Genomic DNA, 24,568 nt, shown 5'->3' with positions numbered 1-24,568 from the left:
CGGAATCCCTGTGTTCCCGGAAAACGGTTCCTGTCAGGCGGGCATGGTCAGCAGCGATGATCTCTTGTGCTGGCCGATGGAGGGGGGCGTGGGAATGCCGGTAAGCTCCATGACGAAGCTGAAGCCGGCCACGGTGGCACCATGCTCCTGAATCAGCTTCTCAGCCGCCTGCGCGGTACCGCCGGTGGCGATGAGATCGTCGACGATCAGTACGCGTTCACCGGAGCGAACGGCCTGGTCCTCGATTTCGATCGCGGCCGTACCGTATTCGAGAGAATACTCCATGCGCTTGGTGGGCGGCGGCAGTTTGCCCGCTTTGCGGATAGCCACGAATCCTTTGCCCAGACGCAAAGCGAGTGGAACGCCGATCAGGAAGCCGCGGGATTCGAGTCCGGCCACGACATCGAATTCATCGGGATCCACCGGGAGCGACTCGACCAGTGCGTCGATGAGGATGGACAGTCCCTTGGCATCGGCAAGAACAGGCATGAAATCCCTGAAGTTGATACCTTCCTTCGGGAAGCCGGGAATGGTACGGATAAGGGAGAGCAGATATTCCGCGTTCTCCTCCCCCATGGCTGACAGCTGGTTGACGGTGATGTCGGATGTCATTGTCTTCACCTCTGACGAAATATATGGCCGGCCCCAAAGGGAGCCGGCCACGGTTTGCCATTATGCTGGCGGACCCGTCTTACTTGGCGGGCTCGTCCTTCTTGTCAGTGTCGTCCTTGTCGGATTCCTCGGACTTCACGGTTTCAATGCCATTGTCCTGAGCGTCGGCGGGGTTGACATAGTCGGCGTCAGCGATCCCGTCGGAGTTCTTTGCGGCATCCGAATCGGCTTCTTCGGCCTTCTCCTTCTGCTCGCGTTCGTACTCCTCGTCGGATACGTAGTTCGGCACGACCGGAGGCTCGGTGACCGCCTGAATACGCCAGCGGCTCAGAGTGCCCTCGGAGTTGATGACGATCTGGTCGGCATCGAGATCGACCTCCTCGACAACGCCGATCAGACCGGAGTACGTGGCAACCGGATCGCCCTTCTTCAGGTTCGTGCGGAAGTTCTGCACTTCGCCCTGCTTCTTCTTGGACTGGCGGGACTGGTACCACATCATGCCGGCGATGACGACGATGATGGCGATGAGCATCATGGTGTTTGAATTACCACCCATAATGTTTTGATCTCCTTTGCAGGCTAGTCGTGATGCTCCCGAACGCTTGAAAACCCTCGGGAACCAACCCATTCAGGCTAAAACAGCACGTTGACATCATCCGGCGGGGTGATTCCCAGATGCTCCCATGCCCGCGAAGTGGCCACGCGGCCCTTGGGGGTACGCACCAGGAAGCCCTCTCGGACGAGATACGGTTCGCAGACGGTTTCCACGGTTTCCGATTCCTCACCCACCATGGCCGCAAGATTGTTCAGTCCCACGGGTCCTCCGTTGAAGCTGCCGCAGATGGCCTTGAGCACGGCGATGTCCAGACGGTCCAAGCCCTCCACATCGATCTGATACAGATCCAGGGCGTCGCGAACGGCTGACGCATCCACATGGTCAAGATCGTGGACAACGGCCCAGTCCCTGACGCGTCGCAATAGACGGTTGGCGATTCGCGGCGTTCCGCGGGATCGGCGGGCCAGCTGCTCGGCCGCGTCCTCGTCGATGCTGACGCCCAGCACGGTCGCCGAGCGCAGGATCAGCTTACGCATCTCATCACGCGGATAGAAGTCGAGATGTGCGGTGAAACCGAAACGGGCCCGCAATGGCGACGGCAGCATGCCTTCGCGGGTGGTGGCTCCCACCACGGTGAATCTCGGCAGGGTCAGCGGAATGGACGATGCGCCGGGTCCCTTGCCCACCACGACGTCCACGCGAAAATCCTCCATGGCGATGTACAGCAGCTCCTCGGCGGCCCGCGGCAGACGATGGATCTCGTCGATGAACAACACTTCACCCTCCTCCAGGGAGGACAGGATGGATGCGAGATCGCCGGCGTGCTGGATGGCCGGTCCGGAGGTGATGCGGATAGGCGAGTCAAGTTCGTTGGCCACGATCATGGCCAACGTGGTCTTGCCTAGGCCGGGAGGGCCGGCAAGCAGAATATGGTCCGGGGCCACTCCTCGCTTCATGGCCGCGTTGAGGAACAGTTTCATCTGCGCCTTGAGTCGGGGTTGTCCGATGAACTCGTCGAGTCCGGAAGGCCGAAGCTCCTCGTCGCTGACCTGATCGGCACCCATCGGCGTGGCCGAGACCATGCGCAGGGATTCCTCCCGGGCGCCGGCGTTGACCTGCATATCGTCGTCGTTCGTCATGACGTTTGATCACCTTCCCCTGTCCATGGATGCCAATGTGGTCTTGAGCAGCTGCGGTACGTCCTGTGACGTGACAGGCCCCTCGTGATGCTCGCTTTGCAGCACCTGACGGACGGCCTGCGCCGCGTCGCGCTGTTGCCAGCCCAGCGAGACTAGGGCTTCCACGACCTGCTCGGTACCTGAATCCTTTGGTTCCTCCACAGCCTGAGTCCCGTCTTCGAGCTCACTGAGATTGATCGAGCCTTTCAGCTCGAGAATGATCTTCTGCGCCCCCTTCTTTCCAAGGCCGGGGGCTTTGGAAAGGGCGGCGGCATCACCGTTGGCGACGGCGCTCATCAGCTGTGTCGGCCCGAGCGTGGATACCAGGGACAATGCGACCTTAGGACCTATGCCGCTGACCTTCTGCAGACTGAGGAACAGATCCTTGGCCATTTTCGACAGAAAGCCGTATAGTGCGATGGCGTCCTGCGAGACGGCAAGACGGGTGAAGACAGTCGTCTTCTGCCCGATGTGCATGGCGGCCAGATCACTGCTCGGCATACGGACCTCATAGCCCACTCCCCCCACTTCGATGATTGCCGCGTCTTTGGTGACCGCCGCAATCGTGCCATTCAGGCTTGCGATCATCGACTACCTCATTTCCCCGACGAACTATTTCGAACATCTGTTCGGTATTGTAGCGGATCGGACGGTCATATGCCCACTTCCGCACGCCGGGGTGACCGGCGTGCGGGTAGTTACATGCCTCGATGCAGCATTTTGCCGCGATTCGCTTTGCGTGTCGCTTCGGCCCATTGCCGTTGGGCCGGGGTGAGATGCTGTTCCCGTTCGCCGCCCTGCAGGGCTCCCGATGGACGCAACGCGTGGCATATGGCCAGTGCGAGGGCATCTGCGGCATCGGCCGGAGTTGGCATGGTATTGAGATTGAGAATGCGCGTGACCATGCGCTCGACTTGGATCTTCTGCGCCTGACCGTTTCCGGTGATGGCCAGCTTCGCCTCGGTCGGAGTATGCAATGCCACGGGTATGCCGCGTTGCGCTGCGGCGAGCATGGCCACGCCGGCGGCCTGGGCGGTGCCGAGCACGGTGTTGCGATTGGCTTGGGCGAACACGCGCTCGATCGACACCGCATCGGGGATGAACTCATCGAGCTTGGCGCACAAACCCTTGTATATTTTGAGCAGGCGCAGGTCCTGCGATTCGTGCGGATCGGAGCGGACGACATCGACGTGAATAAAGGAAAGCCGGCGGTAAGCGCCGGCTTCCACAACGCCGACTCCGCACCTGGTGAGTCCGGGGTCGACTCCAAGAATGATCATGCAATGAACTCCTTGGCTGTTCGCTGGAACGGAGGACTACTCCTCGTCCAGCTGGGCCATGATCTCGTCGGTGGCCTTCCACGTGCTGTAGATGTTCTGCACGTCGTCGAGGTCGTCGAGAGCGTCGATCAGCTTGGAGACCTTGCGAGCACCGTCGAGATCGAGTTCGATCTCGTTCTGGGCGACCATGGCGAGTTCGGCGGAGTCGTAATCGATACCGGCGTCCTGCAGGGCCTTGCGGACGGTGATCAGATCGCTCGGGCCGGTGGTGACGGTGAATACGTCGCCATCATCGGTCACGTCCTCGGCACCGGCCTCGGCTGCGATCTCGAACAGGTTGTCGAAGTCCACGCCCTCGGAGGGAACCTCGATGACGCCCTTGCGCTCGAAGTTGAAGCTCACGGAGCCATTCTCAGCCAGAGAGCCGCCGTTCTTGGACAGGGTGGAACGCACGTCGGCGGCCGCACGGTTGCGGTTGTCGGTCAGGCATTCGATGATCAGGCCAACGCCACCGGGAGCGTAGCCTTCGTAGACGATGTCCTCGTAGTTGGCGCCGCCGGCTTCCTCACCGGAGCCACGCTTGACGGCACGCTTGATGTTGTCGGCAGGCATGGAGTTCTTCTTGGCCTTGACGATGGCATCGTACAGAGCCGGGTTGCCGTTCGGGTCACCGCCGCCCTGACGGGCCGCGATCTCGATGTTCTTGATGAGCTTGGCGAAGAGCTTGCCACGCTTGGCGTCGATTGCCGCCTTCTTGTGCTTCGTAGTCGCCCACTTGGAATGTCCTGACATGACTCTCCTAAGGATTATGGATGGTTAAACAGTGCGATTTTATGGTGGTATATCGACAATACCGGTCCGCAGGACGGGCACCCATCCTGCGGACCAGTATTGTCAGACGCCGGAGCGGACCGGCGGGAACCTGACGGAATCAGGCTTCAGTAGCGGCGGTGAAGTCGTCGGCGGAATTGACCTGCACGCGCTTGGCGATCACCTTGAGGATCGACTCCTTGGCCTGATCCACCGGCACGCCATTGAGCTGGCTGCCGTCACGGAAACGGAAGCTCACGGCGTTCTTGTTCATGTCGTCCTCGCCCACGATGAGCGTGAACGGCACCTTGGACTTGGACGCGTTGCGGATCTTCTTGCCGAAACGATCGTCGGAGGAGTCGATCTCGCAGCGCACCATGTTGTCCTCCAGCTCGTGGATGAACTTCTCCAGATGCGGGGCGAACTCGTCGGCCACCGGGATGCCGGTCACCTGCACGGGGGCGAGCCATGCCGGGAACGCGCCGGCATAGTGCTCGAGCAGGATGGCGAAGAAGCGCTCGATGGAGCCGAACAGTGCGCGGTGGATCATCACCGGGCGCTGGTGCGTGCCGTCCTTCGCGATGTATTCGAGCTTGAAGCGCTCGGGCAGGTTGAAGTCCAGCTGGATCGTGGAGACCTGCCAGGTGCGGCCGATGGCGTCACGTGCCTGCACGGAGATCTTCGGGCCGTAGAAGGCGGCGCCGCCCGGATCGGCCACGAGTTCGAGACCGGACTCCTTGGCGACCTCGGCCAGCGTGCTGGTGGCCTCCTCCCAGATCTCATCCGAGCCGACGAACTTGTGCTCGTCCTTGGTGGACAGCTCCAGATAGAAGTCGTTGAGACCGAAGTCCTTGAGCAGACCGAGCACGAAGTTCAGCAGGCTCTTGAGCTCGTCCTTCATCTGCTCGCGGGTGCAGTAGATGTGGGAGTCGTCCTGCGTCAGACCGCGCACTCGGGTCAGGCCGTGCACCTCACCGGACTTCTCGTAACGGTAGACCGTGCCGAACTCGAACAGGCGCAGCGGCAGCTCCTTGTAGCTGCGCTGGCGGGACTTGAAGATCAGGTTGTGCATCGGGCAGTTCATCGGCTTGAGGTAGTAGTCGAAGCCCTGCTTGGTGATGTTGCCGTTCTCGTCGCGCTCCTCGTCGAGGCGCATCGGCGGGTACATGCCGTCCTTGTACCACTGCAGGTGGCCGGAGGTCTCGTACAGGCCGCCCTTGGTGATGTGCGGGGTCTGCACGAAGCTGTAGTGGTGCTTACGGTGCTGCTCGCGCGAGTAGTCCTCCATGGCGTTGATGATCGCGGCGCCCTTGGGATGGAACACGGCCAGACCCGGTCCGATCTCATCGGGGAAGGAGAACAGATCCATTTCCTGACCGAGCTTGCGGTGATCGCGCTTGGCGGCCTCCTCCAGCTTGGTCTGGTATTCCTTCAGATCCTCCTTGGTGAAGAACGCCACGCCGTAGATGCGCTGCAGCATCGGGTTCTTCTCGCTGCCACGCCAGTAGGCGGCCGCGCTACGCTCCAGCTTGAACGCCTTGATGAAACGGGTGTTGGGCAGGTGGGGTCCACGGCACAGGTCCTTCCAGACCACATTGCCGTCATGATCCACGTTGTCGTAGAAGCTCAGCTCGGATTCGCTCACCTCGGTGGCGGCCTCCGGGTCAAGATGCGCTTCCTTGTCCTTGATCAGCTCGATCTTGTACGGCTGGTCCTTCTCCTCTTCGAGGGCCTCCTCCTCGGTGACGGCGCGACGGCGGAAGGTCTGGCCGGACTTGATGATGCGCTGCATGCGCTTTTCGATGTCCTTGAGATCCGCCGGGGTGAACGGTTCGTCCACATCGAAGTCGTAGTAGAAGCCGTTCTTGATCACCGGGCCGATGCCGAGCTTGGCTTCTGGGCGGATCTGCTGCACGGCCTGGGCCATCACGTGGGTGGCGGAGTGGCGCATGATCGCCAGACCGTCCTCGCTGTCCAGAGCGACGGGTTCGACCTTGTCGCCGTCATGCAGCGGCGTGTACAGATCGCGCAGTTCGCCGTTCAGACGCACGGCGATGATGTTCTTGTCGTCGGCGAACAGTTCGACGCCGGTGGTGGTTGCTTCCACCTCCTTCGCCTCGTCGTCGACCGTGATGGAGATGGTAGCTTGCGCCATGGTATGTCCTTTGCTATCGGGGGTCCGCGTTACTAATGTGCAGGCCTGGACTGAACTTGACGATGCAACTGTATGTGTCGTCGGCGACAATCGCCACGCGCCGTGTGAGCGCGCGCAGACGTTGGGAATCCATTCAAAGCTGCCTATGAATGTATGCGGCCATATTGCCTCGTGACAACACCACGCACCCTAGTGTGAGCAACGTCACACACGTCATCGTTGATGCGCCGGCGAACATGATCGTCTCCCCCCGGTGACGGCAAACCGCGGTGCGTCCAGAGAACCATCAATATCGCCCATGCCAGGCCGATGCCATACCCCAGCAGCGCGACCGCCATGCTCGAGAGCACGAAAATCAGTGCGGTGGGATTCCTGCCGGCCCCCACGCTGCGATACAACGCGAACTCATGCCTGCGGAACACCATCGGCAGAAACAGCAGCAGGAACGTCACCACGCCACCCGCGACCCACAGTAGCCGCGTGGAACGTCCCATATACCGATCCAGCAGCCGGTCCCCATCGACCTGCGCCATCGATGTGACCGATATGGTCGTAGCCTGTCCATCCAACGCCGATGTCAGCCAGCCGACCGCATGCTCGTCATCGGACATCGCCCCGGGAACGAACTCCACATAGCAGTCAGTGAGATTGCCCTGCGGTGCCGCATACGCCCACAATCGTGGAGTGTCGGCGAACCCGCGATCGGCATCCACCACGTGAGCCACGCCGGTCTGCACGGCACCGTCATCAAGCCTCACCTGCACGTTGTCCCCATCGGTGATGCCGATCCCTGTGGCGGTTTGTCGATCGATGAAGAAGCCATCATCGTAATCGGACGCATTGTTCACCGACAGGATACGGGTGATGTCGCCGACCACGGGAACGTACGAGAAACGCTGTCCCGGAGCCTTGATGATCATCGCCGCATGGGAACCGAAAAACCCGGCTGAGGCGCGAACCGATGGATTCGTGTTCAACGACGCGCACAACGCGGCGCTGATCCGGCCAGTACCATCGTCCCCTGCAGCATGCGCATGATATACATTCAGCCCGGCCACCACCGCCTCATCATACTCGGACAAGATCTCGGATCGGGACGTCGCGTCCAGCAGTGTGCACGCTCCCGTGGCCACGGCTATCGTCACCACCAGCAGCAGAGTCATCAGCCGTTGCGATGCCAACGTACGCCCCGTCTGACGCAACACTACACGGAACGACCACTCAACATCATGTTGTTCTGTAATACTTTTGCCCGCCTGACTTCGACCGTGCCTCCGACGCTCTCCGCCTCTCCCGCTACGCATCGCGCATCCTCTCGCCGAAGCCATGCGACGTGCCGTCATCGCCCTTGACGGAATGCACGCTACCGTCTTCCAGACGTACGATGCGCTCGCAGTATGAGGCGACATAATCGTCATGCGTCACGATCACCATCGTCGTGCCGAAATCACGTGTCTTGGCGATCGCGTTCATCACCAACGTGGTGGTCGTATGATCCAACTGTCCCGTCGACTCGTCAGCCAGCACCACGGGTGGATGGCATGCGAGAGCGCGGGCGATTTGCACACGTTGCTACTGACCACCCGACAACGTGTTGACCTGTTGATCAGTGCGGCCGTCCAAAACAACGGACGATTGTCTCTTTCCTATTGTTTTCATTGTCGTTTGCCCGTATTCGAAGGTCACCGCCTCATCGTTGCTCCACCAGTTTTCCCTGAGCGATCAGACCCTTGCGCTCCTGTTCCGTAAGCTGATCCATCGGCTTGGCCTCCTTGCCGAATGATCTGAGTGTTGCGGTCTGATACATCATGCAATTGCCGAGTGCTTCCTGCTTATCCGCTGGAAGCACGTTCATATGCGAGTCAATGGTATTCTGCATCTTTTCCTCGCTTGTATCTGGATCGTATGCCGCATCGAATTCATTCCTGAGGGACGGCATCACCTCAATGGCGCAGACGATACTGTCTTCATACTGCTTGGCAAACAGGGCGCATATGGAATGCAGGAGATACAACACGCATGTGATCAGAAGCAATCAGATAACAAAAAACCGCTCCGGAGAGCGGTGATCTGGAGCGGACAACGGGACTCGAACCCGCGGTCTCGACCTTGGCAAGGTCGCGCTTTACCAACTAAGCTATGTCCGCAAAAGTGACCGAATGGCCATTCGTGGGCGATACAAGATTCGAACTTGTGACCCCTTCCGTGTCAGGGAAGTGCGCTACCTCTGCGCCAACCGCCCGGTTGTGTCAGAACCAGCCGATCGCTCGACCGATTCGAGAGCGGACAACGGGACTCGAACCCGCGGTCTCGACCTTGGCAAGGTCGCGCTTTACCAACTAAGCTATGTCCGCATAGTACTGTTGCCAGTACCGGTGGGTGATGTAGGAATCGAACCTACGACCCCTTCCGTGTGAAGGAAGTGCGCTAGCCGCTGCGCCAATCACCCAAACTGAACCTCTTCAATTAGTCAAATCGGCTAGGCCGATCTGGTGGGCGATACAAGATTCGAACTTGTGACCCCTTCCGTGTCAGGGAAGTGCGCTACCTCTGCGCCAACCGCCCGGTTGTGTTCATTCGGAAGAGTATATCTTCCTCATGAGAGGTGGGTACGAGAGTCGAACTCGTCTATACGGCTTTGCAGGCCGCTGCCTAACCGCTTGGCTAACCCACCACATGCGGTCCAACTGTGGGACTCGAGCGGACAACGGGACTCGAACCCGCGGTCTCGACCTTGGCAAGGTCGCGCTTTACCAACTAAGCTATGTCCGCATGTGTTTTCAACCCCGACCTGACTGGCCGGTGCCGTAAGCACGAGTAATTAATATAGCGATCACCTGAAGATCATGCAAACTCGGCGTGTCGCCAATCTGTATAGGTCGTGAGTTCGGGTGTCTCCCCCGTTCTCGCTGGGCATACTCAACCGTTGAAAACACAAGGCTGCGATAGGGTGGAGATATGAGTGAGAGTATGAGCAAACGACGGTTTATGATCGCCGCGTTCGGAGGATGGAACGATGCCTGTCAGGCAGCCACCGATACGGTGCGCCATTTGCTGGACGTCTACGAATCCAGAGAGATCGGACACATCTGCTGCGATTCCTATTATGATTACCAGTCCTCCCGGCCGATGATGTGCAATGTGCAAGGACGCAAACGCATCGTCTGGCCGGAAACCACGTTCTATGAGGTCACCATCGACGAACACACCACCGTATACGTCGAGATGGGTCCCGAACCGAATTTCCACTGGTCAGACTACTGCCAGCGGTCATTGCGCTTCGCCGATGAATGCGAAGTGACCGACATCATCACGCTCGGGGCCATGTTCGCCGACTGCGCGCATACACGAGCCCTGCCTGTCAGCCATTCCGACGGCGACGATGACGACCCTGAGAACGACTCCTACTGCGGTCCCGTGGGCATTCCCACCGTACTGAACTATGCGGCTGCCGAAGACGGCTTCGAAGCCCGTTCCCTATGGGTTTCCATCCCCCAGTATCTCGGCGGCGACGACTGCCCGGCAGGCACCATGCGTCTGCTGGAGGAACTTGGCTCGATCATCGGCGTGGGATTCGACGAAACCGACCTTGCCGACCGTGCCGAAAAATGGCGTCGAAAGGCCGATATGCTCATCCGCTGCAACGACGACCTGAGTGACTACGTGCATCATCTCGAACGCATGATGGACGAGAGCGGCGAACAGGATGTTCCCACTCCCCACGCCAAGCAGCTCGTTGAGGAGACCGAGGAGTTCCTTCGCTCGTTTGACCATCCTGCGGCACCAGAGGAATGATCGACACGTGGCACAGTCGAAGTCTGTCCGCGCAATAGAACGAAAAGCAATATAGGGTGATCGGTTCCAGACGAACCGATCACCCTATATTGCTTTATACGATTTGCTTTGCGTTATCGCTACTGGCGCTGCTGACCCGTAACGAACCGCGGTCAGGCCGCGGCGGCGACGGACGGATCAATCGCCGGCAGCACGCCGGTGATGAGCAGGATCGCCACCACGACGGCAAGACCGATACGGTAGATGGCGAACGCCTTGTACGAGAACGTGGACACGAACTTCAGGAAGCCGATGATCACGATATAGCCGACGAAGAACGACACGAACGTGGCCGCAATGGTCGGACCCCAACCCGGGAACGCGCCGATGGCCGCACACGCTTTGGCGGCAGCCTGGCCGCCTGCGGAGCAGGCGCTTACATCCTTCACCGCGGACACAGTCTCGAGAATACCCGCACCGAACACGGCGGGAATGGCCATCAGGAACGCCACGCGTACGGCAGCCTCACGGGTGTACCCCAACGCGCGACCGAAGGTGATGGTACCACCCGAACGGGAGACGCCAGGAATCAGGGCGAGCATCTGACCGATACCAAAGATGATGGCATCCTTGACCGTCATACGCTCCATGGTCTTGATCTGCTTGGAACGCGCATCAAACACCCACAACAGCACGCCGAAGACAATAAGCACCGTCACCGTGATCCACAGGTTACGGAACGTGGTCTCGATCACATCCTTGAGCAGCAAGCCGGCAATAAGAATCGGCATGGTACCGATGATGATGTACCAGCCCATCTTGGTGTCCTCGTTATGGGCACCAAGACGACTCTTCCAGTCCTTGCCCTCCTTGCCGAACAGAGAACCGAACCAGGCTCCAAGAATACGAATGATGTCACGACGGAAATACAGCAGAACGGCCAGCTCGGTACCGATCTGAATAATGGCAGTGAACGCGGCTCCCGGATCCGAACCGATCATCAGATCACCGACGATACGAATATGTGCACTGGAAGATACAGGCAGATACTCAGTCAACGCCTGCACCAGACCGAGGACGATGGCTTGGAAGAAATTCATATACCCCTCGTTGTCCCTTACGTCTTTTCGATTGGTTTATCTACGATACGTTGCAACACAATAGCCGCACCCCTCTAAGAAACGATGAAGAAAGGGGTGTCCGCTCACGGAATGGACACGAGCCGGTCGCGTGCCTATACGGGTATGCGACCGGGGTGGCGGCCGCACGATCGCGGCCCTAATATGGGCGGTGTTTTCAGCAAGGAGGAATGTGATGTCCAAGTACCGCAAGAGCCGCGTCATGGCCCCGGAAGGATTCTTCGAATGCGAAGGACGAGGCCTGCAATGGCTCGGAGAGGCGCAAAGCAAAGGCGGCCCCCGCGTAGTGGACGTATACGAATGGGGCAAGGACCACCTCGACATCGAACGCGTGGCCGCCGCCTCCCCCACCGCCGACGCGGCATACGCATTCGGTGCTGCGCTCGCCCGCATGCACGATACCGGCGCCCCCTACTTCGGCTCAGCTCCCGAAGGATATAAGGGAACCTGCTACTTCGGCCCCCTACAGGACCCAGTCCCCATGGACACCGGAGAATGGGACGACCCCGCCACCTACTTCGCCGAAGGACGACTGCTGCCGATGGTTCGCATGGGCATTGAACGCCGCGAACTCGACCAGTACGACTATGAAATGGCCCAGGAAGTGGTGGACGCACTACCAGAACTGCTGGGCGGAGCAGCCAAGGACAAACCCGCACGCATCCACGGCGATCTCTGGAGCGGCAACGTCATGTGGACCAAAAACAGCGACGGCCATACCGAAGCGGTACTGATCGACCCGGCCGCACACGGAGGCCATCGCGAAGAAGACCTGGCGATGTTGCACCTATTCGGCATGTCATACCTCGGCCAGATCATGGACGGCTACCAGTCGGTGCACCCGCTCAAAGCCGGATACGAACAACGCACCACACTCTGGCAGCTCTACCCCATTGCAGGCCACTGCGTGTTCTTCGGCGGCGGATACGTCAGCGAATTCCGTTCGATGTGCCGTTCACTACTTCGCTAAACCACCGATCCGCAGAGCAGCAGAACGGAAACACAGCGACAAACAACAACGGGCCCCGATCCAATGACGACATATGAGTCACAGACAGCGACTCAGAACATGTCCCGGAAAGAGGCCCGTTCACTACCGCGCACATCAGCCCGCCAATGGCACACAATCCAATGGGAACCAATCACGCGGTCACAGAAACACCAATATCAGCTCAACGCATCTCTGAGCTTGGAGAAGAACCCGCCCTTCTTACCAGAACCACCTGCCGGACGAGGCTTCGACTGCTGGGTGACATGCTGAGCGTCACCATCATGCGACTCAGCGAACTCCTCCATCAGCTTGCGCTCCTTATCGCTCAGCTTGGTGGGAATCAGCACCATGATGTGAGCGATGATATCGCCGCGCTCGCCCTTGGAACGCAGACGAGTCACACCCAGTCCATCCAACGTGACGACATCCTCCTGCTGACTGCCTGCCGGGATCTCAATGGTCCGAGGTCCGTCGAAGGTATCGATCTCAAGGCTGTGGCCAAGCACGGCCCAGCTCATCGGCACTTCGATCCAGCAATGGAGATCATCGCCGTCACGCACAAACGTCTTATCCGGGGCGATGCGCACGTCGATATACAGATCGCCAGCAGCACCTCCGCACTCGCCCACCTCGCCCTGCGAGGCCAGACGGAGACGAGTGTCATCGGAAATGCCGGCGGGAACAGACACACCAACGTTACGCTTGGAACGGATACGACCATGTCCCATACACGACGGACACGGATTCTGGATAATCGTGCCATGGCCCTCACAGCGCTCGCAAGGAGCCGATGTCATCATCTGCCCCAGCATGGTGCGCACCACCTTCTGCGCGAAACCGCGACCCTGGCAATCAGGACAGGTGACCGGCTGCTCACCCTTGACAGTGCCGCTTCCCTGACAATCAGGGCACAACGACATCGTGCGGATATCCACGTGGGCAGTGCCGCCGAACACGGCCGTCTTCAGATCGATGGTCACGTTGGCCAGGGAGTCCCGTCCGGGCTGCGTTCGCGGAACCGGTCCCTGCGAACCCCCACCGAAGCTCTGCCCGAAGAACTGACCGAAGATGTCGCCCATGTCGAATCCGGCTGCTCCTCCGAAACCGCCGGCGTTCGGATTGTTCGGATCGACGCCCTGATCGTACATTCGGCGCTTGTCCGGGTCGGAGAGCACCTCGTATGCGGAGTTGACCTCTTTGAACTTATCCTCGAATTCGGGGCCCGCGATGTCGGGATGGTACTTGCGGCTCATCTTGCGATAGGCCTTCTTGATTTCATCCTCGCTGGCGTTGCGATCCACGCCCAGCACTTCGTAATAATCGGCCACTTCCTGATCTTTCCTGTCGTCGGTTGTGATTGTCGTTTATGGTTTCGCTGTCGAATATTGTGCCACAAGGTGTGGCGGAGCATTAGTCGGTATCGTCGTCCGAGTCGGTCTTCCCCTCCTCGTTCCTCATGAATTCGGTCAGGTACTTTGCTACAGCCCGGACTGCGGGGATCGTGCTCGCGTAGTCCATATGCGTGGGGCCGATCGAACCGACGAACGCCACTGGTTCGACCGATGAGCCATTCGTCGAACCGTCTTCGGCATCGGTCGTGCCGGCGGTGGATTGCCCGTATCCGGATGTGATCACCGAGGCGTGCATAAGTCCTGGCGTGTGGGTCTCAGATCCGATGGCTATACCTACGCCGTGGAGTTGCGAGACCTCGGTCAGTGCTGTCATCAGTCGCATCAGAACGGCCTGTTCCTCAAGTGCGTCGAACAGGGAGGCCAATGACGCCATGTCGGAGGCTGATTGGTGGGCAAGTTGCGAGGTACCCGCCATATACAGATTGCTGGCCTGTTCCTGCGTGGCAAGCTCATCGAGCACTCGTGCGGTGGCTTCCAGAAAGGCGCGTATGGATGGATCGGGATCGTCCTGAGCGAAGAGCCGGACGTCGTCACCGGCGCGTCGCAGGGATTCGCCCTGGCATACGGTGTTGATACGGGAGACAAGCTGATTGAGTACGTCGTCCGAAGGCCGCCCGGCGGAGACGATCGTACGCTGCTCTACCCGTCCGGTATCGGTGATGACGACGACAAGCACGGTGACCGTGGATACGGGAACCATTTCGATGTGGCGCAATGCCGATCGCGCCAGTGACGGGCTTGCGACCACGGCGACCTGACCGGTGATCTGCGCGAGAAGGCGCGCCGAACGTCGGAGCGTGTCGTCAAGATTCACCGATCCGGAGAGGAACGTGCGTATGCCGCGCTTCTGTGCCTTGGACAGCGGCACGACGGTGGCGAGCTTGTCGACGAAGTACCGGTATCCCTTTTCAGTGGGGATCCTTCCTGCCGATGTGTGAGGCTGCACCAGATATCCCTCGTCCTCCAGCGCGGCCATATCATTGCGCACGGTGGCCGAGCTGACACCCAGTTTGTGTCCGCGTGTCAAGGCCGCCGAACCTACCGGTTCCTGTGTGCGAATATAGTCCTCTATCACGGCACGGAGAACCAACATGCGTCGTTCGTTGGCCATGGAACCTCCTTTGAAAATCGCCGTACTGTACCTTTTTAGCACTCGATGATGGCGACTGCTAGCTGATGGCGAAAAGCGAACTTTTGCACGGTCTTAATCAAACAAAAAAGAACATGCATGAACATTTAGTTCACAACTCACGTGGGGAAATGCTGGAGGAAGTCTCCATACTGGGTTAGCATAAAAGGGCAAATGAAGCCAATGCGCACGTTCTACTCGTCCGTGCATGCACGGCGCCCAGAACGGGCACGCTGGTTCCATCCGATTGGAAGGAAAGTTGATCCATGACCGAATTCAAGGAGACCGAACTGGACGAGCGCGCCATCAAGATGGCCAAGGTCCTTTCGGCTGATGCGGTCGAGAACGCCGGAAGCGGCCACCCCGGTTCCCCCGTCTCGCTGGCACCTATCGCCTACACCCTTTACCAGCACTTCATCAAGCATGATCCGAACGATCCCAAGTGGGAGGGTCGCGATCGCTTCATCCTTTCCGGTGGACACGCCTCGCTCACCCAGTACGTCCAGCTCTACTTCTCCGGCTACGGACTGACGCTGGATGATCTCAAGCACTTCCGTGGCGGTGCCGACACCCGCACCCCGGGCCACCCCGAGTACGGCCTGACTCCGGGCATCGAAATGACCACCGGCCCGCTGGGTCAGGGTCTGGCCTCCGCCATCGGTTTCGCCTACGGCCAGCGCTTCCAGCGTGGTCTGCTCGACCCCGAAGCCCCCGCCGGCGAATCCCCGTTCGACCACAAGATCTGGGTCATCTGCGGTGAAGGCGACATCGAGGAGGGCATCTCCGGCGAGGCTGCCTCCCTGGCCGCCAACCAGCAGCTCGGCGACATCACCGTGATCTTCGATGCCAACCGCATCCAGATCGAAGGCGACACCAACCTAGTGCTTGCCGAGGATGTGCTCAAGCGTTACCAGGCCTACGGCTGGTACACCGACGAGTTCAGCTTCATTCAGCCCGATGGCTCCTACAAGGAGGACGTCGAGGGTCTTGCCGATGTCATCGCCAAGGCTCAGGCCGCCGCTCCGAACCAGCCGAAGATCATCAAGGTCGACACCCTGATCGCATGGCCGACCCCGGGCAAGACCAACGATCCGTCCTCCCACGGCTCCAAGCTGGGTGCCGAGGCCGTTGCCGGCCTCAAGGAACTGCTCGGCTACGATCCCGAGAAGAGCTTCCAGGTGGACGAAGAGGCCCTGGCTCACGCCCGCAAGGTTGCTGAGCGCGGTCTGGCCGCCCACGCCGAGTGGGACAAGAAGTACGACGAGTGGCGCAAGGCCAACCCGGACAAGGCCGCCCTGTTCGACCGCATCAAGGCCGGCGAGCTGCCCGAGGGCTTCGACAAGGCCATCGACGATCTCGAGGCCACCTTCGAGGTCGGTAAGAAGGTCGCCACCCGTGGTGCCTCCGGCTCCGTGCTGAACGCCATGGCCGCCGTCATGCCGGAACTCTGGGGCGGCTCCGCCGACCTCGGTGGCTCCAACAAGACCGACCTCAAGGGTGCCGCCACCTTCGCTCCTGAAGAGTGCGCCACCAAGCAGTGGCCGGTGTGCAACCCGTACGGCCGTCAGCTGCACTTCGGCGTGCGCGAGTTCTCCATGGGTGCCATCACCAACGGCATCCTGCTGGGCTCCTACACCCGTCCGTTCGGCGGCACGTTCTTCATGTTCTCCGATTACGAGCGTCCGGCCGTGCGCCTTGCCGCTCTGATGGAGATCCCGAACCTGTACGTGTGGACCCACGATTCCGTCGCCGTCGGCGAGGATGGCCCGACCCACCAGCCGATCGAGCATCTGGCCGCATTCCGTGCTATCCCGCAGCTCGAGGTCGTTCGTCCGGCCGACGCCTACGAGACCGCCGAAGCCTACCGTGCCTTCTTCGAGAAGAAGAACACGCTGCCGACAGCCATGGTCCTGACCCGTCAGGGTGTCCCGGTGCTCGCCGAGACCGCTGCCAAGGCCAAGGAAGGCGTGAAGAAGGGCGCCTACGTGCTCGTCGATACCGAGGGCACTCCGGACGTCATCCTCATGGCCACCGGTTCCGAGGTCCAGTGGGCTGTCGAAGCCGCCAAGACCCTGGCCGGCGAAGGCGTGAAGGCCCGCGTGGTCTCCGCTCCGTCGCTCGAGTGGTTCGAGGAGCAGGACGCCGAGTACAAGGAAGCCGTGCTTCCGGCTGCCGTGAAGGCCCGCGTGTCCGTCGAGGCCGGCGTTGCCATGCCGTGGTACAAGTACCTCGGTTCCTACGGCAAGGCCGTGTCCATCGAGCAGTTCGGCCTGCAGGGTGACGGCGCTCAGAACATGATCGACCTCGGCATCACCGCCGAGCACGTGGTCGAGGCCGCCAAGGCTTCCATCGCCGAGGCCAACGCCTGATCGATCTCCGGTAACCCGGTACAAGTTTTTTCGGCTCCCCTCTTTTCCGATCACGGGGAGCCGGAATGAAAGAAACAAGGAGAAAACATATGACTGCTGCAACTCAGCGCACGTCCGACAACGGCGTTTCCATCTGGCTGGACGACCTGTCCCGCACCCGCATCGAGTCGGGCAACCTGCAGGAGCTCATCGCCGACAAGAACGTCGTCGGTGTGACCACCAACCCCTCCATCTTCCAGAAGGCCCTGAGCCAGGTCGGCCCGTACGACGCCCAGCTCAAGGAGCTCGGCAAGGTTGATGTCGAGACCGCCATCCGCGAGCTCACCACCACCGATGTGCGCAACGCCACCGACATCTTCCGCGAGATCGCCGAGAAGACCGACTTCGTCGACGGCCGCGTCTCCATCGAGGTGGACCCCCGCCTTGCCCACGAGACCGAGGCTACTGAGAAGCAGGCCGTGGAGCTGTGGGAGAAGGTCAACCGTCCGAACGCCATGATCAAGATCCCGGCCACCCTGGAAGGCCTGCCGGCCATCACCGCCACCCTGGCCAAGGGCATCTCCGTGAACGTCACCCTGATCTTCTCGCTCGAGCGCTACGAGCAGGTCATCGACGCCTTCATCGAGGGCATCGCCCAGGCTGACGCCAACGGCCACCCGCTGGAGCACATCGGCTCCGTCGCCTCCTTCTTCGTCTCCCGTGTGGACACCGCTGTGGACAAGAAGCTCGAGGAGATCGGCACCGATGAGGCCAAGGCTCTCGAAGGCAAGGCCGCCATCGCCAACGCTCGTCTTGCCTACGAGCTGTTCGAGAAGAAGTTCGCCGAGGATCCGCGTTGGGCCGCTCTCGAAGCCAAGGGTGCCAAGAAGCAGCGTCCGCTGTTCGCTTCCACCGGCACCAAGAACCCGGCCTACTCCGACTGCGTGTACGTGGACGAGCTCGTCGCCCCGCACATCGTGAACACCATGCCGGAGAAGACCCTGAACGCCCTCGCCGACCACGGTAACGGCGCCCCGACCATCAAGGGCACCTACGAGGAGAGCCACGCCATCATGGCCAAGCTCGCCGATCTGGGCATCGACTTCAAGGCTGTCACCGACAAGCTCGAGGCCGATGGCGTCGCCGCCTTCATCAAGTCCTGGGATTCCGTGCTCGCCGACGTGCAGGCCGGTATCGACCGCGTCAACGGCTGAAAATCCTAAACGCTACGCGAACCGGATAACAGGAATCGCATAGCGGGGACGGCCAAGGGCTCCGATCCATATGGGTCGGAGCCCTTTTGCATGCCTGAAATCCATTAGTGCTGTTTTCGGATGGGCCGTTGAAGGATGGAATAAGCGTTGTTTATTCTCATCGGCTCTTGTGCCTTCAGTGGTGGCGTTGCGTCATTATGCTCATCGATTAGTCATGCCATTGCACGTTCGGCTCAAGCCGCAATCAGTATGAGATCAACCAACAGCAGAGGGAGCCGAAGAAACACCTCCGACTCCCTCTCCTATTCGATTAACGCTCCAAAACCGTCTTAGTTCGGTCGGTTCGCTCACTGCCGATAGTAGCTCAGGAAGTCGGTGAGCTTGGTGGTGGCATCCTTGAGGACTTCGATACGCGGCAGGTAAACGATACGGAAGTGATCGGGCTCGTGCCAGTTGAAACCGCCGCCGCGGGTAATGAGGATACGCTCGTCGTGCAGCAGGTCGAGCGCGAACTGCTCATCGTCCGTGATATTGAATTTCTTCACATCGAGCTTTGGGAAGATGTAGAACGCCGCCTTGGGCTTGACCGCGGTGACGCCAGGAATCGCGTTCAGCGCATTGTAAATGTAATCGCGCTGTTCGTAGATGCGGCCGCCGGGCACGATGTAGTCGTTGACGCTCTGATGACCACCGAGTGCGGTCTGTACGATCGACTGTGCCGGCACGTTCGAGCAGATACGCATATTCGTGAGCATGTTGATGCCCTCGATGTAATCCTTCGCAATGTTCTTGTTGCCGCTGAGCACCATCCAGCCCACGCGGTATCCGGCGATCATATGGGACTTTGACAGTCCGGAGAATGTCACACAGAACAGATCAGGTGCCATGGAAGCGATCGAGATATGCTGCAGGCCGTCCATGACCAGACGGTCATAGATCTCGTCGGAGAAAATCATGAGCTGATGTTCGCGTGCCAGATCAACGATCTGCTGAAGCACCTCCTTGGGGTACAGGGCTCCTGTGGGGTTGTTCGGATTAATGACCACAATGGCTTTGGTCTTGTCCGTGATCTTGGCACGCATGTCGTCGATGTCCGGATACCATTCAGATTGCTCATCACACAGGTAGTGGACCGCGGTACCGCCGGCGAGGTTGACGCAGGCCGTCCACAGCGGATAGTCAGGGCTAGGAATGAGCACTTCGTCGCCGTTGTCAAGCAACGCGGACATCGAGAGGTTGATAAGCTCGCTGACCCCATTGCCGGTATAGATGTCGTCGATACTGACATTGGGCAGATTCTTCAGCTGCGAGTATTGCATGATGGCCTTGCGCGCGGAGAACAGTCCTTTGGATGCGGAATATCCCTCGCAGTCGGGCAGCTGATGGGCCATGTCGTAGATCACTTCGTCCGGGGTTCGGAATCCGAAGGGGGCTGGATTGCCGATGTTCAACTTGAGTACATGCGTGCCGGTGGCCTCCATGCGAGCGGCCTCATCGACCACCGGACCTCGCACGTCGTAAAGCACATTATCGAGTTTGGTGGATTTGGTAAAACGACGCATGGGATGTCCTTCCGAAATGGTGATGGATGGTGTGGTGGGATGAGTTTCAGTGCACGGTCGGTCGTCAAAAGCCGGAGATGACAATGATTCTGCGGCGGATGGCTCCGTGGTGACGAATTCATTCGCCGGTGATGTGGGTGCGAACGAATCGTGTTTGGAGTCAGCGTCTGATCCGCGTTCCATGGGAACATCGTCACCATGGAGCCATTGGTCGCTGACATTCAATGTTGCGGCCAGAAATCTCAGGGTCTCGATGCGCGGCACCGTCTTACCGCTGACGTACTGGCTGATATGGCTTTTGCCGAGCTTGAGTCCTTTTCTCTGCGCGGCGCGGACCACGTCGATCTGTTTCATATGTCGTAGTGACATGGCGGAGTTCAACCGCTTGGCGAACGTTTCCCGACTCATACCGCTCCTTGAAGGTTCAAGTATCAGTGATCTAATAGTTCAACACAGTAGCACGCCGCGGTAAGAAGAAATTCAGTAGTTCAATATACGGACAAATGCAAACGTTCGTAGGTAAACGAAGAGGTTCAATATACTGTTTACATGATCTGTAAATAGTGTGAAAACGATGTAAATCTAGAGGAAAACGATTGCATTATGCTCGTTTAGATAGAATTAGCTCTAAAGATATAGAAAAATGACTATGTAAAGCTTTGTAAATTGAACTTTCTGTCTGCTACATGTCGACATGCCGTATACGCCGTGTATTCAACGTTTGCATCGGTAGTTGTACGGTGCATTTCCTCTAGGGGACTTGCACCAATGATTCAGAAGTTCAATGCAGTATATGTGCAATCTCTGGTGTTTAGTTCAATTTATCTTCGATCCACTGCGCGACACCGTCCTCGTTGTTTGATGGGCAGATCTCGTCAGCGATGTTCAATACGCGAGGAACAGCATTGGCTACGGCCACTCCCCTACCTGCACGTTGCAGCATGGCGATGTCGATAAGATCGTCACCGAAGGTTGCTGTAGCGTTCAAGGGGATTTCCAATTTGGCACACAGCAGATCCAGTGCGTGACTCTTGTTGGCTAACGGATTCATCAACATCCACATGACGCCCTCACTGATGCTTACGTCAAAATCCGGTGGGATCAGTGTGCGTAGGCGATCGCATTGTTCAGGCTGTGGCAAGATGATGATCTTGTCGGCGACTCCATCAGGGACGTCGGTGAAGTCCGTGTACCGGAATGTCTGTGTTTTCCACAGTTCTCGTACGTCGAAGTTGGTGTATCGGATATCGTTCATCACAATGCCGATCCGGATATCGGGAAACTCCTCCAACAGGAAACGGCACACCTCGCAGGCGCGCGTTGAAGAGAATCCGAGTCTGAGCACATGTCCATCACTAGGAACTTTCCCTGCGGTGAGCATATCGTAATCGGATTGACTTGGATTGAAGTCGATAAGTGCTCCGTTGAGGTAGGCGCAGGCGTCGACGGGAAGACGATTGACAAGTGCAAGTGCGGTACTGACCGGTCGTGCTGTTGCCACCGCGAACCGCACTCCCCTATCGTGCATGCGATTGATCGTATCAACGGTTCGCTGTGTCATGAACCGTCCTTCGAAGGTATCGGAGTCATGAAGCAATGTGCCATCAAGGTCGGCGACGATCAGACGGGGAAGCTCGATACCGGTCATGGTTGATGGTTCTCCTTTGCGGACAATCAAATGACGTTCCATGCCAATGCACGGTGAATGGTCGGGACGGGGAATGCCCTATATGGCGGATCTCAGCGATGATGAAATGATAAGGCCCGTGGCAACATGAGCCACGGGCCTTGCAGGAAAATGAGGGGAATCAGGCGAGACCGTACTTGGCCATGAGTCCCAGGGCGATGATGATGGCCACCCAAATAAGTGCCACGATGACGGTAAGGCGATTCAGGTTCTTCTCCGCCACACCGGAAGTGCCGGCATTGGCGGTCAGGCCGCCGCCGAACATGTCGGACAGGCCGCCACCCTTGCCTTTGTGCATAAGAATCAGCAGGGTCAGCAGAATGCTGGCCAGCACGACGATGATTTCAAGAACGATCTTGACAATGGCCACGGTTACCTCCGAATTACGACTCTAAGCAAGGATACCCCACATGCGGGATAAACGGTTGTTGAAATGGAAAAAACTATGAAGGAACTAGGGGTCAACGACGATTCTGCGCTGCCTTGGACGTCAGCCGCGCGATCGTGGCGAATTCGTCGGCGTCGAGTGAAGCGCCTCCCACGAGGAATCCGTCGATGTCATGACCCTCCTGCATGAGCTGGGTCGCATTCGATGCGTTTACGGACCCTCCGTATAGGATGCGAACCCTGTCGGATACTGTCTCGCCATATACCTCGTTCAGGTGTGAACGAATGGCCGAGGCGGCCTGCTGGGCAGACTCGGGAGTTGCCACCATACCCGTACCAATGGCCCAGACCGGCTCGTAAGCGATAAGCATATGAGCGGCTTCCTTATCGGACAGATCCCGAATGACATCCTGCACCTGTCCGACAGCGAATTCCAGTTCGATGCCCTGACGGCGTTCTTCGAAACTCTCTCCCACACACAATATGGGTCGCATGCCCGCGGTCAGTACGGCGCGGACCTGATCGACGATATTGGCATCATCCTCGGGATGATACTTGCGACGTTCGGAATGCCCGACCAGTACGTATTTGCATCCGAGACGAGCCAGCATATCGGCTGAGACATCACCGGTGAACGCGCCCTGATTGGTCACGGATACGGCCTGAGCGCCATAGGTGAGTTTCAGACGATCGGCGTCAATGAGCACCTGAACGCTGCGGATCGACGTGAACGGAGGCATGAGCGTCACTTCGCAACGTTTGAAGTCGAAGTTGGCATCACGCAACGTCCATGCCAGTTTCTGAACGAAATAGGTGGCTTCAAGATGGTCGAAGTTCATCTTCCAGTTGCCGGCCACCACCGGTTTGCGCTCCATGGATGCTCCTTTTTACGTTGCATGCGCCGACGGGTGTATCGACGCGGGTTATATCGTACGACTTGGATCGTTCGTATGGTCCTACTGACATGCAGACTCCCCGGAATCCACGCGCATCTGATGATGCGAAGTGGATTCCGGGGAGTCTGCAAAGAAAGGTGAGAACTACTCGAGGACGCTCAGGCCCGGCAGCTCCTTGCCCTCAAGGAACTCGAGGGAAGCGCCGCCACCAGTGGAGATGTGCGAGAAGCCATCCTCCGGGAAGCCCAGGTTGCGCACGGCGGCTGCGGAATCGCCACCGCCGACGATGGTGAATGCGCCGGCGTGCGTGGCGTCGACCAGAGCCTCGGCCACAGCCTTGGTGCCTTCAGCGAAGGTCGGGACTTCGAACACGCCCATCGGGCCGTTCCACACGACGGTCTTGGAGTCGACGATCTTGTCGTGGAACAGCTTGCGGGTCTCCGGACCGATGTCCAGAGCTTCTTCATCGGACGGAATGGCGTCGGCGGCGACGGTCTTCGGGTCGATGACGGCGTCATCGCCTGCCGGGAAGCCGGGGTTGACGACCACGTCGACGGGGAGCAGGAGCTCGACGCCGTTCTTCTTGGCGGTCTCCATGTAGCCCTTGACGGTCTCGATGTTACTCTCGTCGAGCAGGGAGTTACCGACCTCGTAGCCGAGGGCCTTGAGGAAGGTGTAGGCCATGCCGCCGCCGATGATGAGGCGATCGACCTTGCCCAGAAGGTTGGAGATGACGCCGAGCTTGTCGGCGACCTTGGCACCACCGAGGACGGCGGTCAGCGGACGCTCCGGGTTCTCGGTGGCCTTGGACAGTGCGGTGACTTCCTTCTCGACCAGCAGACCAGCGGCGGCCGGCAGGTCAGCGGCGACATCGTAGTTGGAACCTTGGGCGCGGTGCACCACACCGAAGCCGTCGGAGACGAAGACATCGCCCAGAGCGGCGATCTTCTTGGCGTACGGGGCGCGCACGGCCGGGTCCTTGCTGGTCTCCTCCGGGTTGAAGCGGACGTTCTCCAGCAGCACGACGTCGCCATCATTCATGGCGGCGACCTTGGCCTGGGCGTCCTCGCCGTAGGTGTCCTTGGCCAGCGGCACGGTGATGCCCAGCAGCTCGCCGAGACGCACGGCGACGGGGGCGAGGCTCAGCTCGGGAACGACCTTGCCCTTCGGACGACCAAGGTGGGCCATCAGGATGACCTTGGCACCCTGCTCGCGCAGGTTCTTGATGGTCGGCAGGGCCGCCTTGATACGACCATCGTCGGTAATGGTCGTGCCGTCAAGCGGAACGTTGAAATCAGCGCGTACCAGAACACGCTTGCCCTGAAGATTTCCTAGATCCTTGAGAGTTTTCATTGATATCCTTTCCTGCTGCGGCGCGGACAAAACAGAATCCGCATGTGCTGCGCCATTAGGAATCTTACCGTGCCAATGAGAAAAA

At 59.2% G+C, this 24,568-nt stretch carries 22 protein-coding genes and 7 tRNA genes; 4 read left to right on the top strand and 25 right to left on the bottom strand.

What is annotated here, in order from left to right; all coding sequences use genetic code 11:
- Positions 1–33: 33 nt before the first annotated feature.
- The 17 genes from BTIS_RS08325 to BTIS_RS08245 all read right to left on the bottom strand — a co-directional run bounded on the left by BTIS_RS08325 (position 34) and on the right by BTIS_RS08245 (position 9,363).
- Positions 34–612: an adenine phosphoribosyltransferase gene (locus tag BTIS_RS08325; RefSeq protein WP_094664458.1), complete on the bottom strand. Its 579-nt coding sequence runs from the start codon at positions 610–612 to the stop codon at positions 34–36.
- 79 nt (positions 613–691) lie between these two features.
- Positions 692–1,168: a preprotein translocase subunit YajC gene (locus BTIS_RS08320; protein ID WP_158216877.1), complete on the bottom strand. Its 477-nt coding sequence runs from the start codon at positions 1,166–1,168 to the stop codon at positions 692–694.
- A gap of 77 nt (positions 1,169–1,245) precedes the next feature.
- Positions 1,246–2,307: a Holliday junction branch migration DNA helicase RuvB gene (gene ruvB / locus BTIS_RS08315; RefSeq protein WP_094664454.1), complete on the bottom strand. Its 1,062-nt coding sequence runs from the start codon at positions 2,305–2,307 to the stop codon at positions 1,246–1,248.
- A gap of 9 nt (positions 2,308–2,316) precedes the next feature.
- Positions 2,317–2,934 (bottom strand): Holliday junction branch migration protein RuvA, encoded by a 618-nt coding sequence (gene ruvA / locus BTIS_RS08310; protein ID WP_094664452.1) that lies wholly within the window; start codon positions 2,932–2,934, stop codon positions 2,317–2,319.
- A gap of 110 nt (positions 2,935–3,044) precedes the next feature.
- The gene (ruvC, locus tag BTIS_RS08305; protein WP_094664450.1) at positions 3,045–3,626 is read right to left on the bottom strand and encodes a crossover junction endodeoxyribonuclease RuvC; all 582 of its coding nucleotides are present in this window, start codon (positions 3,624–3,626) and stop codon (positions 3,045–3,047) included.
- A 36-nt stretch (positions 3,627–3,662) separates the two neighbouring features.
- The gene (locus BTIS_RS08300) at positions 3,663–4,418 is read right to left on the bottom strand and encodes a YebC/PmpR family DNA-binding transcriptional regulator (protein WP_094664448.1); all 756 of its coding nucleotides are present in this window, start codon (positions 4,416–4,418) and stop codon (positions 3,663–3,665) included.
- 139 nt (positions 4,419–4,557) lie between these two features.
- On the bottom strand, positions 4,558–6,591 hold the full coding sequence (thrS, locus tag BTIS_RS08295) for a threonine--tRNA ligase (protein ID WP_094664446.1): 2,034 nt from the start codon (positions 6,589–6,591) through the stop codon (positions 4,558–4,560).
- 143 nt (positions 6,592–6,734) lie between these two features.
- Positions 6,735–7,772, bottom strand: coding sequence for an ABC transporter permease family protein (locus tag BTIS_RS08290; RefSeq protein ID WP_143248918.1), 1,038 nt, complete (start codon positions 7,770–7,772; stop codon positions 6,735–6,737).
- 115 nt (positions 7,773–7,887) lie between these two features.
- Positions 7,888–8,157 carry a P-loop NTPase family protein gene (locus BTIS_RS08285; protein WP_140556828.1) on the bottom strand — a complete coding sequence of 90 codons (270 nt, stop codon included), beginning with the start codon at positions 8,155–8,157 and terminating at the stop codon, positions 7,888–7,890.
- 124 nt (positions 8,158–8,281) lie between these two features.
- Positions 8,282–8,470, bottom strand: coding sequence for a hypothetical protein (locus BTIS_RS11725; RefSeq protein WP_143248917.1), 189 nt, complete (start codon positions 8,468–8,470; stop codon positions 8,282–8,284).
- Between the two features lie 192 nt (positions 8,471–8,662).
- A tRNA-Gly gene (locus tag BTIS_RS08275) sits at positions 8,663–8,738 on the bottom strand.
- 23 nt (positions 8,739–8,761) lie between these two features.
- A tRNA-Val gene (locus tag BTIS_RS08270) sits at positions 8,762–8,833 on the bottom strand.
- A 39-nt stretch (positions 8,834–8,872) separates the two neighbouring features.
- Positions 8,873–8,945: transfer RNA gene (locus tag BTIS_RS08265), tRNA-Gly, on the bottom strand.
- 22 nt (positions 8,946–8,967) lie between these two features.
- Positions 8,968–9,040 (bottom strand) — tRNA-Val (locus BTIS_RS08260).
- A gap of 41 nt (positions 9,041–9,081) precedes the next feature.
- Positions 9,082–9,156: transfer RNA gene (locus BTIS_RS08255), tRNA-Val, on the bottom strand.
- Between the two features lie 38 nt (positions 9,157–9,194).
- Positions 9,195–9,265: transfer RNA gene (locus tag BTIS_RS08250), tRNA-Cys, on the bottom strand.
- A gap of 25 nt (positions 9,266–9,290) precedes the next feature.
- Positions 9,291–9,363 (bottom strand) — tRNA-Gly (locus BTIS_RS08245).
- Positions 9,364–9,549: 186 nt separating this feature from the next.
- Between BTIS_RS08245 and BTIS_RS08240 the strand changes: the two genes are divergently transcribed.
- Positions 9,550–10,386, top strand: coding sequence for a PAC2 family protein (locus tag BTIS_RS08240; protein ID WP_169713081.1), 837 nt, complete (start codon positions 9,550–9,552; stop codon positions 10,384–10,386).
- A 152-nt stretch (positions 10,387–10,538) separates the two neighbouring features.
- On the opposite strand, the gene BTIS_RS08235 is transcribed toward BTIS_RS08240, so the two are convergent.
- A complete protein-coding gene (locus BTIS_RS08235) occupies positions 10,539–11,465 on the bottom strand; it encodes an undecaprenyl-diphosphate phosphatase (RefSeq protein ID WP_094664436.1) in 927 nt (308 codons plus the stop codon).
- Positions 11,466–11,679: 214 nt separating this feature from the next.
- Between BTIS_RS08235 and BTIS_RS08230 the strand changes: the two genes are divergently transcribed.
- Positions 11,680–12,474, top strand: a complete 795-nt coding sequence (locus tag BTIS_RS08230; protein WP_094664434.1) for a fructosamine kinase family protein — start codon at positions 11,680–11,682, stop codon at positions 12,472–12,474.
- A 197-nt stretch (positions 12,475–12,671) separates the two neighbouring features.
- Here the strand turns inward: BTIS_RS08230 and dnaJ are convergent, their stop codons facing one another.
- Together dnaJ and hrcA are read right to left on the bottom strand one after the other, a co-directional pair.
- On the bottom strand, positions 12,672–13,823 hold the full coding sequence (gene dnaJ / locus BTIS_RS08225; RefSeq protein WP_094664432.1) for a molecular chaperone DnaJ: 1,152 nt from the start codon (positions 13,821–13,823) through the stop codon (positions 12,672–12,674).
- A gap of 82 nt (positions 13,824–13,905) precedes the next feature.
- Positions 13,906–15,018 carry a heat-inducible transcriptional repressor HrcA gene (gene hrcA, locus BTIS_RS08220; protein ID WP_094664430.1) on the bottom strand — a complete coding sequence of 371 codons (1,113 nt, stop codon included), beginning with the start codon at positions 15,016–15,018 and terminating at the stop codon, positions 13,906–13,908.
- A 284-nt stretch (positions 15,019–15,302) separates the two neighbouring features.
- Between hrcA and tkt the strand changes: the two genes are divergently transcribed.
- The gene (tkt, locus tag BTIS_RS08215) at positions 15,303–17,405 is read left to right on the top strand and encodes a transketolase (RefSeq protein ID WP_094664428.1); all 2,103 of its coding nucleotides are present in this window, start codon (positions 15,303–15,305) and stop codon (positions 17,403–17,405) included.
- Between the two features lie 89 nt (positions 17,406–17,494).
- Complete coding sequence (gene tal / locus BTIS_RS08210; RefSeq protein ID WP_094664426.1) at positions 17,495–18,598, top strand: transaldolase; 1,104 nt, start codon at positions 17,495–17,497, stop codon at positions 18,596–18,598.
- Between the two features lie 347 nt (positions 18,599–18,945).
- Here the strand turns inward: tal and BTIS_RS08205 are convergent, their stop codons facing one another.
- From BTIS_RS08205 to BTIS_RS08185, 5 genes are all read right to left on the bottom strand, one after another.
- Positions 18,946–20,568 (bottom strand): aminotransferase class I/II-fold pyridoxal phosphate-dependent enzyme, encoded by a 1,623-nt coding sequence (locus tag BTIS_RS08205; RefSeq protein WP_094664424.1) that lies wholly within the window; start codon positions 20,566–20,568, stop codon positions 18,946–18,948.
- A gap of 403 nt (positions 20,569–20,971) precedes the next feature.
- Positions 20,972–21,808 carry an HAD family hydrolase gene (locus tag BTIS_RS08200; RefSeq protein ID WP_094664422.1) on the bottom strand — a complete coding sequence of 279 codons (837 nt, stop codon included), beginning with the start codon at positions 21,806–21,808 and terminating at the stop codon, positions 20,972–20,974.
- A 160-nt stretch (positions 21,809–21,968) separates the two neighbouring features.
- Positions 21,969–22,217 carry a preprotein translocase subunit SecG gene (secG, locus tag BTIS_RS08195; RefSeq protein WP_093959502.1) on the bottom strand — a complete coding sequence of 83 codons (249 nt, stop codon included), beginning with the start codon at positions 22,215–22,217 and terminating at the stop codon, positions 21,969–21,971.
- A 91-nt stretch (positions 22,218–22,308) separates the two neighbouring features.
- Entirely contained in the window at positions 22,309–23,109 is an 801-nt protein-coding gene (gene tpiA, locus BTIS_RS08190; protein WP_094664420.1) for a triose-phosphate isomerase, read from the bottom strand.
- Positions 23,110–23,274: 165 nt separating this feature from the next.
- The gene (locus BTIS_RS08185) at positions 23,275–24,483 is read right to left on the bottom strand and encodes a phosphoglycerate kinase (RefSeq protein WP_094664418.1); all 1,209 of its coding nucleotides are present in this window, start codon (positions 24,481–24,483) and stop codon (positions 23,275–23,277) included.
- Positions 24,484–24,568 lie beyond the last annotated feature (85 nt).

It is taken from the genome of Bifidobacterium tissieri (assembly GCF_002259645.1).
Classification (GTDB): domain Bacteria; phylum Actinomycetota; class Actinomycetes; order Actinomycetales; family Bifidobacteriaceae; genus Galliscardovia; species Galliscardovia tissieri.
The sequence above is the reverse complement of the archived record's forward strand: the minus strand, read 5'-3'. Positions and strand labels throughout refer to the sequence as shown.